The organism is Streptomyces sp. NPDC093221 (assembly GCF_044753885.1).
Taxonomy (GTDB): Bacteria; Actinomycetota; Actinomycetes; order Streptomycetales; family Streptomycetaceae; genus Actinacidiphila.
This window is the reverse complement of sequence record NZ_JBIVOA010000003.1, coordinates 1,152,781-1,162,632: the sequence shown is the minus strand read 5'-3', so window position 1 is coordinate 1,162,632 and position 9,852 is coordinate 1,152,781. Positions and strand designations below refer to the sequence as shown.

Below are 9,852 nucleotides of genomic sequence, written 5' to 3'. Positions count from 1 at the left end.
GCCTCACCCCCGCCCCCCGTTCACAACCCCGCTGGCCCACCCCCGGGCCGCAATCCACCGTTCCGCCCGCGCGGGGGGCGGCCCCCCCCCGGGCCCGCGCCGCCCCCCGGGGGGGGGGGCCGGCCGCGCCGAGCGCCGCCCGGCAGGCCAGCCTGTCAGGACCGGGCCCGCCGGGAGGAGCCGCAGGACGTCAGCGACGATCCCAGACGTTCATGAGGACGAGCTGAACGCCGAGTCGAAGGAGGCCGCGGGCGGCTCGATCGCGGCCAGCGCCCGTACGTGCGCGAGCGCGGCGGGCGCGCCCGTCATCCGGTCCATCCCCGCGTCCTCCCACTCCACCGAGATCGGCCCCTCGTACCCGATGCTGTTGAGCATCCGGAAGACCGGCTCCCACGGCACGTCGCCGTGCCCGGTCGACACGAAGTCCCAGCCGCGCCGCGGGTCGCCCCACGGCAGATGCGAACCGAGCCGCCCGTTGCGGCCGTTGAACTGCTTGACCGACTCCTTGCAGTCCACGTGGTAGATACGGTCGCGGAAGTCGTACAGGAAGCCGACCGGGTCCAGGTCCTGCCACACGAAGTGGCTGGGGTCGAAGTTGAGCCCGAAGGCCGGGCGGTGGCCGATCGCCTCCAGGGTCCTCACCGTCGTCCAGTAGTCGTACGCGATCTCGCCCGGGTGCACCTCGTGCGCGTACCGGACCCCGACCTCGTCGAAGACGTCCAGGATCGGATTCCAGCGGTCGGCGAAGTCCGCGAATCCGCGGTCGACCATCTCCTCCGGCACCGGCGGGAACATCGCCACCGTGTGCCAGATCGACGAACCGGTGAAGCCGACCACGGTGTCCACGCCGAAGGCCGCGGCGGCCCGCGCGGTGTTCTTGATCTCCTCCGCCGCCCGCTCCCGCACCCCCTCGGGCGAGCCGTCGCCCCAGATACGGGCGGGCAGGATGCCGCGGTGCCGCTCGTCGATCGGATGGTCGCAGACCGCCTGGCTGGTCAGATGGCAGGAGATGGTCCAGCTCTTGAGCCCGTGCTTGTCCAGGGTGTCGCGCAGCCGCGGCAGATACGCGTCGTCGCTGAGCGCCGCCTCCACGTCGAAGTGGTCACCCCAGCAGGCGATCTCCAGGCCGTCGTACCCCCACCGCGAGGCGAGCGCGCACACCTCGGTGAAGGGCAGGTCGGCGAACTGGCCGGTGAAGAGCGTGACGGGTCGGGCCATGTGCGTCCTCCAGGGATCGGGGCTTCAGGACTGAGGGGCGGGCACCGGGATGTGCACGCCGAGGGCCGCCGCACTGGTCTCCACGGCCGCCAGCACCCGCTGCACCTGGAGCCCGTCGGCGAACGACGGCCGCGGATCCGTACCGCCCGCCACCGCCTCGGCGAAATCGCGCACCTGGTGCGTGAAGGAGTGCTCGTAGCCGATCAGATGGCCTGGCGGCCACCACGCGTCAAGGTAGGGGTGGGTGGGCTCGGTGACCAGGACGCGGCGGAAACCGGCGGTGTCCGGGTCCTCGGAACGGTCGTGGAAGGCCAGCTCGTTCATCGACTCGGCGTCGAAGGCGAGCGTGCCGCGCGAGCCGCTGACCTCGATCCGCATGGCGTTCTTGTGCCCGGTGGCGAAACGGGTCGCCTCGAACACGCCGATCGCGCCGCCGTCGAACCGCGCGGTGAACAGCGCCGCGTCGTCCACCGTGACCCGGCCGCGCTCGGAACCGCCCTTGCCCGACAGGCCGCTCGCCGACTCCGGCAGCGGCCGTTCGGTCACGAAGGTCTCCAGCAGCGCGCCGACCGAGCTGATCCGCTGACCCGTCAGATACTGCGCCGCGTCGATGCTGTGCGCGCCGAGATCGCCCAACGCCCCTGACCCGGCGCGGTCCTTGCGCAGCCGCCAGGCCAGCGGGAACTCCGGGTCGACCAGCCAGTCCTGGAGGTACTGCGCCCGCACCTGGTGGATCGTGCCCAGCCTGCCCTCCTCGATCAGCCGCCGCGCCAGCACCAGCGCGGGCACCCGGCGGTAGTTGAAAGCCACCATCGAACGCACCCCGGCCTGCCGGGCCTTGTGCGCCGCGTCGACCATCGCCTCGGCCTCCGCCACCGAATTGGCCAGCGGCTTCTCGCACATCACGTGCTTGCCCGCCGCGAGCGCCGCCTCCGCGATCCGCGCGTGGCTGTCGCCCGGCGTGCAGATGTCCACCACGTCGATGTCCGGCCGCGCGACCAGCGCCCGCCAGTCGGTCTCGTACGACCCCCAGCCGTACCGCTCGGCGGCCGACGCCGCCCGCTGGGCCGACCGGCCGCAGACGGCGGTGAGTTCGAGCCGTACCGGCAGGTCGAAGAAGCGGCCCGCGGTGCGCCAGGCGTGGGAGTGCGCCGCGCCCATGAAGGCATGGCCGACCATGCCGATCCGCAGCGCGGGGACCGGGGGTGGTGTCGTCGTCACGTACGTCCTCCTGGCGGAATGCCGCTCCTGGTACGGGCCGTGAATCGTTATTCATCCGGCATCGACTGAAACTCACGGCGCCGGATAGAACAGTTCGGCAGTTTCTGCCTGAACTTCGGCATAAGTCAAGGCTCTTGACGTCGGTGACGGCAACAGGGCACCGTGCGGTTGCCGAGACGTCACACATCCGGGGGGCAGTGATCGACACTCCAGTCAATCTCCGCGAGGTCGGCAGGCTCCGGGTCCTCGAGGCCCTGCACACCACCGCACGCAGCAGCAGGCCCGAACTCGTGCGCGTCACCGGCCTGTCCAGGGCCACCGTCTCCTCGCTGATCGCCGACCTCATCACCGTCGGCCTGGTCACCGAGGACGAGGGCCCCGAGGAGCCGGAGCCCCGCCGCACCGGACGGCCCGCCCAGTCCCTCTCGCTGGTCCCCAGCTCGGGCTACGCCATCGGCGCGGACATCGGCCACCAGCACGTACGCGTCATCCTCTGCGACCTGTTCGGCGCCGTCCTGTGGGAGCACTGGGTCGCCAAGGACGTGGACCGCGCCCCGCAGGAGACCCTCGACCTGGTCGCCGTCCTCGTCGGCCGCGCTCTCCAGGAGACCGGCGTCGCCCGCGAGCGCGTCCTCGGCATCGGCGCCGGAATCGCCTCCCCGGTCGAGAAGGGCAGCGGCGCCCTCGGCGCCGAGGGCATCATGCCCGGCTGGGTCGGCCTGCGCCTCACCGACGAACTGCGCCACCGCACCTCGCTGCCGGTCCGCGTCACCAACGACGCCAACGCCGGCGCCCTCGCCGAGCGCATGTACGGCGCCGGACGGCAGGCGGGCGACATGGTCTACGTCCGGCTCTCCGCCGGTATCGGCGCGGGCATCGTCAGCGACGGCCGCCTCCTGCTCGGCTCACGGGGCCTCGCCGGGGAGATCGGCCATCTCCCGCTCATCACCGACGGCCTCATCTGCCGCTGCGGCAACCGCGGTTGCCTGGAGACCGTCGCCAGTCCGGTCGCCATCGCCCGCCTGCTGTCCGACAGTTGGGGCGAGACCGTCGCACCCCGCGACCTCCCCGCCCTCATCCGGGACCGCAACACCGGCGCCCTGCGCGCCGTCCGCGACGCGGGAGACGCCGTCGGCCGCGCGCTCGCCACGCTCGTCACCCTCCTCAACCCGCGCCTGATCGTGGTCGGCGGCGACCTCGCCGCCGCGGGCGCCGACATCCTCGAACCCATGCGGGCCGGTGTCCGCCGCCACACCCTTCCCTCCGCCGCGGAGGGCCTGGAGATCGTCACCGGCGGCCTCGGGGACGGCGCCGAGGTCCGCGGGGCGGCCGGTCTCGTCCTCGCCGACGCCGCCTCACTGCTCGCCGGAGCGGCCTGACCGGAAAGCGGCCTGCCCCGGAGCGGCCTGCCCCGGAAAGCGGCCTGACCCGCGTCAGGCCGCTCAGTCCGTGGTCTGGACGATCTGCCCGTCGCGCAGTTCCAGGACGCGGTCGGCCAGGGCGAGGAGCTGCGTGTCGTGGGTGGCGACGAGGGCGGTGACGGACTCGCTGCGGACGACCGCGCGCAGCAACTCCATGACGGCCAGGCCCGTGTCGGCGTCGAGCTGCCCGGTGGGCTCGTCCGCGATGAGCAGGACGGGGCGGTTGGCGAGGGCGCGGGCGATGGCCACGCGTTGCTGCTGGCCGCCGGAGAGTTCGCCGGGGCGCTGGGCGGCGTGGTCGGCGAGGCCGACGAGGGCCAGGAGGAGTTCGACGCGCTCCTCGCGCTCCCGCGGCGGGGTCTTGCGCAGCCGCATGGGGACCCCCACGTTCTCGGCGGCGCTGAGGATGGGGAGCAGCCCGAAGGACTGGAAGACGAAGCCGATACGGTCCCGGCGCAGGGCGAGCAGTTCGTCGTCGCCGAGCGAGGCCAGATCGGTGCCGTCGAGCATGATCCGGCCGTCGTCGGGGCTGTCGAGACCGCCCACGAGGTTGAGGATGGTGGTCTTGCCCGAGCCCGAACGGCCCTTGAGCGCGACGAGTTCGCCGCGCGGGACGGAGAACGAGACACCCCGCAGGGCGTGCACGGCGGTGTCGCCGCTGCCGTAGGTGCGGCGCAGATCCTCGACGACGACCATGTCCCCGGACGGCGGACCGTCCGCGACCGCCGTCGCCGCACGTCCCGTGGACCCCTCGCTCATGCGTCCTCCCCGTCCTGGCCGCATCCCCTGCCGGCCCCCGCCCGCGGCGCGCCGGCCACCGTAAGGCCGTCGCGTATCCGTACGGTACGCGCAAACGCCGTGGACGGTACGCGCAAACGCCGTGGCCCGGACCCGTGGGAACGGATCCGGGCCACGAGGGGCCACGAAGGCCGCGAACGGCGCGTACGCGGAGCGACGCCTCAGTGCAGCTCGGTGATCTCCGGGCCGCGGCGCAGCGGGTCGATGCCGTCGCCGAACTTCGACGGCTCGCCCTGCTCGGTCGGCGCGGCGCCGTCCGGCACCATCTGCGCGTCGTTCGGCAGCTTCAGCACGATCGGGTCGCGCGGCGCCATCGGGGTGTCGCCGCGCAGCACCACGGTGTCGCGGAAGACGGACTCCAGCACACCGGCGGCGGCGGGCTGCACCGCGCCCTGGCCGGAGATCACCCCGCGCAGGAACCAGCGCGGGCCGTCGCAGCCGATGAACCGCACGAGCTGCACGCCATTGGTGCCGTCGGGGAGCTGGACGGGCACCTGGGCCCGCAGCTCCCAGCCGAGCGGGCCCTCCAGCTCGTCGACGATGCCGCCCTGCTGGGTGATACCGGCGGCGATCTCCTCGCGGACCTCGCCCCAGATGCCCTCGGACTTGGGGGCGGCGAACGCCTGGAGCTGCACGGCGCTGTCCCGCAGCACCACGGTCGCGGCGACGATGGACTCGCCCGCGACCTCGACCCGCAGCTCCATGCCCTCGACTCCGGGCACGAACAGTCCGCCGAGGTCGACGCGGCCCTCGCCGGGCTCACTGACCTCGCTCAGGTCCCACGGGCCGTCGGGCCTCGGGGCGGGCGGAAGGTTGTACCGGAGGGACTCACCGGAGTCGTCCGACTCCTCGGCGTCCTCGACCTGCTCGTCAGGGCCTGCGGCCTCGTCGAGCTCGTCGAGGTCGTCTTCGCGCTCCTTGCGACGACGGAACACGGTCACTGTCCTTCCCGGTCTGCAACGACCGATGCGAATCCGACTCTGGACGTGTCGGCCGACGGCGTCTCCACCGCGGCATGACCCCCCGTGGAGCCGAAGCCCCCCGCGGCCCTGGCAGAGCCGGGCAGCTCCGCCACCTCATGGAAACGGACCCGCTCGACCCGCTGGACGACCAGTTGGGCGATCCGGTCACCCTTTTCGAACCGCACGGTCTCGCGCGGATCGAGGTTGACGACGATCACCTTGATCTCTCCACGGTACCCGGCATCCACCGTTCCCGGGGCATTCACCAGGGCCACACCGCAGCGCGCTGCCAGCCCCGAGCGGGGATGCACGAAGGCCGCGTACCCGTCGGGCAGGGCGATCGACACCCCGGTGGGCAGGACCGCGCGCTCACCGGGCGCGAGGTCCGCCGCCAGCGTGGTCGTCAGGTCCGCGCCCGCGTCACCGGGATGCCCGTAGGACGGTACGGGCACGGACTCGTCGAGCCGGTGCAGCAGTACGTCCACCGGCTGTCGCTCTGTGCTCACGGGTTCACCTCGCTGACGAGGCGCAGCGGCGCACGGCTCATGGGTTCACCTCGAAGGCGCGGGCGACCTTCACCTGGTCGGGGTCCGACATCGCCGCGCGGATCTCCTCCGCGCGGCCGTTCTGCGTGAAGTGGTCGAGCTTGACCTCGACGAACAGCGCCTCCGCGCGGACCGCGACCGGCCCGTCGTGGCCGCCGATCCGGCCCTCGGCCGAGCTGTAGATCTTGCGTCCGGCGACCGCGGTGCAGCGCGCCGACAGGTACAGCGTGGCGCCGACCGGGACCGGGAGCAGGAAGTCCGACTCCAGCCGTCCGGTGACGGCGATGGCGCGCAGCATCCAGTTGACCGAGCCCAGCGTCTCGTCCAGCGCCGTGGCCAGGACCCCGCCGTGGGCGAGGCCCGGCGCGCCCTGGTGGGCGGGCTTGACGGTGAACTCGGCGGTGACGCTGACGCCCTCGCCCGCCCGCGCCGCCAGGTGCAGCCCGTGCGGCAGACCCTCGCCGCAGCCGAAGCACTGGTCGTAGTGCGCCCCGAGCAGCTCGCCCGGCGCCGGGGCGTCCGGGTGCCGCGTGGGCGCGGTGGCGTCGGGCGGCGGCGTCAACGACGACCGTCCGGCGCTTCTGGGTGTGTTCGCTCCACTCACGCCCGAGACCCTACCCTTCCGCGGGATCCTTTCCCTGCCGGTGTCCGTTGGTCCCGGGGGAGCCGCCCGGCGGCCGGCGGAAACCGCCCCCTGTACCACCCTCGTACCGCCCCCGCAGTCCCCCCGTTGTCATCTGGTAGCACCGGAGCGCGCGCATGTCCCCAGGAGTAGGCCAGTCCGTCGTCGTCACCGGAGCCGGACGCGGCATCGGCCGTGCCATCACGCTGGAGCTGGCGCACTGCGGCTTCGACGTGATCGGCACGGTCCGCAACGACCGGGACGCGCGGGCCCTGCGCGCGGCGGTCGACCGTACGGGCGCGGCGGTGCGCACCGCGGTGCTCGACGTGGCCGACGCGACGTCCTGCGTCCGGGCGTTCACCGAGATCGCCACGATGACCGACGGCGGCCCGTGGGCGGTGGTCAACAACGCGGGGTTCGCGCAGCCGGGCGCGGTGGAGGACGTGGACGACGAGCAGGTACGGCGCCAGCTGGAGACCAATCTGGTGGCGCCCGCGCGGATCGCCCGCCTGGTGCTGCCCGCGATGCGGGACCGGCGGGCGGGCCGGATCGTCAACGTGTCGTCGATCGCCGGGCGGGTGTCGCTGCCGATGCTCGGCTGGTACTGCGCGAGCAAGCGCGGCCTGGAGTCAGTCACGGACGCGCTGCGGATGGAGACCGCGCCGTTCGGCGTGCAGGTCTCGCTGATCGAGCCGGGCTCCTACGGCACCGGCATCTGGGAGACCGGCGCCGGGCTGCTGCCCGACGAGCGGGCGTCGGCGTACCAGGAGCAGTACGCGGCGGCCGGGGACGTGCTGCGCGGCAGCCGCGACCTGCCGGGGCCGCGCCCGGTGGCGCTCGCGGTGCGCAAGGCGCTGACCGCCCGGCACCCGCTGCCGCGCTATCTGGTGGGCGGCGGCGCCCGCTCGACCGCGGTGCTGGACGCGGTGGCGCCGACGGCCGCCTCCGACTGGGCGAAGCAGCTCGCCACCGGGCTGCGGCAGGCACCGCCGAGGGTCACCCGTGCGCTGGCGCGCCTTCGCGGCAGATAGCACAGGACCGCATGGCAGTCTGGTGCCATGCAGCCTTACGACGAACGTCTCACCGTGCCGCGCTCCTGGTGGTTCCTGGCCGCCGGGGTGGGTGTGGCGATGGCGCTGATCCTCTTCCCGTTCGGCCCGCTGCCGATGCTGGCCGGGCTCGCGGCCGGCGCGGCCGTCGCCATGATGGCGGTCAGCTCGTACGGGTCCGCGCGGATCCGCGTGGTGGCGGGTTCGCTGGTGGCGGGCAAGGCCCGGATCCCGCTGGCGGCACTGGGCGAGGCGACCGTGCTCGACGCGGCGGAGACGGTGGCCTGGCGCTCCCACAAGGCCGACCCGCGGGCGTACATGCTGCTGCGCTCGTACGTGCCGACGGCGCTGAAGGTCGACGTGACCGATCCGGACGACCCGACGCCGTACGTCTATCTGTCGACGCGTTCGCCGAAGCGGCTCGCGGAGGCGCTGAAAGCCGTGAAGGCGCCCCAGTAGGACCGGCCGGGCCGCACGGTGCCGGGCGGCCCCCGCGGGGGCGCCCGCGGCCGGTCAGGGCTCGATGGCGGGCGGCTGCCACAGCGTGCCGGTCAGGGCCGCGTCGGCCGGTGCGCCGACGGCGGGCAGCTCGGGCCACGGGAGCTGCGCGGCGCGCAGGTCGTGGCGGATCCGCTGGGCGAGCTTGCGGGTGTCGCGGCGGTTCATCACCGCGCCGACGGCCGCGCCGATCATGAACGGCGTCAGCGTCGGCATATTGCGCAGCGTGCGGCGCAGCAGCCGCTGGCGCATCTCCTTCTTCATGCTGCTGCCCAGGGCCACGTTGACCGTGGAGAGTTTCAGCACATCGATACCGCGCTGTTCGGTCCAGGACCACAGATACGCGGTCGCGCGCTCCCGGGAGTTGCCCGGGACACGCAGTCCGTAGACCTCGTGCAGTTCCGCGATGAGTTTGAACTCGACCGCGGCGACGCCGAGCGTCTCGGCGGTCAGTTCGGCCGGCATCGCCGGCGGGGTGGGCAGCATCGCGGCGGCGCCCACACCGGCGCCGACGGTCATGGTGCCCTTCACCGCGGTGGCGATCAGCCGGTCCGCGATGTCCTCGGGGCCGAGACCGGGAAACTGCCCCCGCAGCGTCGCCAGGTCACGCACCGGGATGCGCGGGGCGACCTCGATCAGCCGCTCGGCGACCGAGCCCATGCCCGCCATCGCCTTCCTGCCGCCGTAGCGCGCCCCGCTGCGTATTCCGCGCGCCCCGCGCGCGGTCGTGGCCGCGAGCGAGGCCCTGCGGCCCCGCTCGTCGCCTTCTCGGCCTTCCACCCGGCCTTCCGTCGGACCCTCCACCGGGCCTTGTGCCCGGTCCTGGTCCTGGTCCTGCGCCCGGCCGGCGTCGTCCGCCCGGCCGTCCCGCCGTGAGCCCGTCACCGCGCCCGCGGATCAGGCCGCGCAGTCGCGGCAGATCGGGTTGCCGTTCTTCTCCGCCGCGAGCTGGCTCCTGTGGTGGACCAGGAAGCAGCTCATGCAGGTGAACTCGTCGGCCTGCCTGGGCAGTACGCGAACCGACAGTTCCTCATTGGAGAGGTCGGCGCCCGGCAGCTCCAGGGACTCCGCCTGGTCGAACTCGTCGACGTCCACCGCGGAGGTGGACTTCTCGTTCCGCCGGGCCTTCAGTTCCTCGATGCTGTCCTCGTTGACGTCATCGTCGGTCTTGCGTGGGGTGTCGTAATCCGTAGCCATTTTTCGCTCTCCCCCTGTGGGTGTCTGCGGTGTCTCCAGCGCACGTAACGCGCGGGAGGCCGGACTTGTGCCCGACCCGAGGCGGAGATTTTGCCTCACATCAAGGCCTGTTACTCAATCGACACCCAAGGTCGCCCCCGAAGGGGTGATCGCACGGGTGGCCGATCGTCACTCGCGACAGTCTGAAAGTCGTATGTCGCGGGTGCCATCACGTGTACTTCCCGTGATCATGACCTGGGGAAACATGGATTTTCCGGTCTTTTTCCCCAATGTCTTGATCACTGTGTGTAGGTGTCCCTCCAATAGCATGTGCTGTCGATC

The 9,852-nt window shown here is 72.7% G+C and carries 11 protein-coding genes; 3 read left to right on the top strand and 8 right to left on the bottom strand.

The annotated features are described in order from the left end of the window. Positions 1 to 210: 210 nt before the first annotated feature. Entirely contained in the window at positions 211 to 1,218 is a 1,008-nt protein-coding gene (locus ACIQCJ_RS16900; RefSeq protein WP_355338442.1) for a sugar phosphate isomerase/epimerase family protein, read from the bottom strand. A 24-nt stretch (positions 1,219 to 1,242) separates the two neighbouring features. Further along, the gene (locus ACIQCJ_RS16895; protein WP_355338795.1) at positions 1,243 to 2,397 is read right to left on the bottom strand and encodes a Gfo/Idh/MocA family oxidoreductase; all 1,155 of its coding nucleotides are present in this window, start codon (positions 2,395 to 2,397) and stop codon (positions 1,243 to 1,245) included. Between the two features lie 239 nt (positions 2,398 to 2,636). Between ACIQCJ_RS16895 and ACIQCJ_RS16890 the strand changes: the two genes are divergently transcribed. Next, positions 2,637 to 3,818 carry an ROK family protein gene (locus tag ACIQCJ_RS16890; RefSeq protein WP_355338445.1) on the top strand — a complete coding sequence of 394 codons (1,182 nt, stop codon included), beginning with the start codon at positions 2,637 to 2,639 and terminating at the stop codon, positions 3,816 to 3,818. A gap of 63 nt (positions 3,819 to 3,881) precedes the next feature. Here the strand turns inward: ACIQCJ_RS16890 and ACIQCJ_RS16885 are convergent, their stop codons facing one another. The 4 genes from ACIQCJ_RS16885 to ACIQCJ_RS16870 form a co-directional block, all read right to left on the bottom strand. Continuing rightward, positions 3,882 to 4,619: an ABC transporter ATP-binding protein gene (locus tag ACIQCJ_RS16885; RefSeq protein ID WP_402711727.1), complete on the bottom strand. Its 738-nt coding sequence runs from the start codon at positions 4,617 to 4,619 to the stop codon at positions 3,882 to 3,884. A gap of 200 nt (positions 4,620 to 4,819) precedes the next feature. After that, positions 4,820 to 5,593: a DUF3710 domain-containing protein gene (locus tag ACIQCJ_RS16880; protein ID WP_355338451.1), complete on the bottom strand. Its 774-nt coding sequence runs from the start codon at positions 5,591 to 5,593 to the stop codon at positions 4,820 to 4,822. A gap of 2 nt (positions 5,594 to 5,595) precedes the next feature. After that, positions 5,596 to 6,126 (bottom strand): dUTP diphosphatase, encoded by a 531-nt coding sequence (dut, locus tag ACIQCJ_RS16875; RefSeq protein ID WP_402711726.1) that lies wholly within the window; start codon positions 6,124 to 6,126, stop codon positions 5,596 to 5,598. 37 nt (positions 6,127 to 6,163) lie between these two features. Then, entirely contained in the window at positions 6,164 to 6,769 is a 606-nt protein-coding gene (locus ACIQCJ_RS16870) for a PaaI family thioesterase (RefSeq protein WP_355338454.1), read from the bottom strand. A gap of 155 nt (positions 6,770 to 6,924) precedes the next feature. Here ACIQCJ_RS16870 and ACIQCJ_RS16865 point away from each other — a divergent pair, with 155 nt between their 5' ends. Together ACIQCJ_RS16865 and ACIQCJ_RS16860 are read left to right on the top strand one after the other, a co-directional pair. Beyond that, a complete protein-coding gene (locus tag ACIQCJ_RS16865) occupies positions 6,925 to 7,818 on the top strand; it encodes an SDR family oxidoreductase (protein WP_355338457.1) in 894 nt (297 codons plus the stop codon). Positions 7,819 to 7,845: 27 nt separating this feature from the next. Further along, entirely contained in the window at positions 7,846 to 8,295 is a 450-nt protein-coding gene (locus ACIQCJ_RS16860) for a DUF3093 domain-containing protein (RefSeq protein ID WP_355338460.1), read from the top strand. A 54-nt stretch (positions 8,296 to 8,349) separates the two neighbouring features. On the opposite strand, the gene ACIQCJ_RS16855 is transcribed toward ACIQCJ_RS16860, so the two are convergent. Together ACIQCJ_RS16855 and ACIQCJ_RS16850 are read right to left on the bottom strand one after the other, a co-directional pair. Next, positions 8,350 to 9,114: a hypothetical protein gene (locus tag ACIQCJ_RS16855; protein WP_355338463.1), complete on the bottom strand. Its 765-nt coding sequence runs from the start codon at positions 9,112 to 9,114 to the stop codon at positions 8,350 to 8,352. A 117-nt stretch (positions 9,115 to 9,231) separates the two neighbouring features. Then, positions 9,232 to 9,531, bottom strand: a complete 300-nt coding sequence (locus ACIQCJ_RS16850) for a DUF4193 domain-containing protein (protein ID WP_103884889.1) — start codon at positions 9,529 to 9,531, stop codon at positions 9,232 to 9,234. Positions 9,532 to 9,852: the final 321 nt, after the last annotated feature.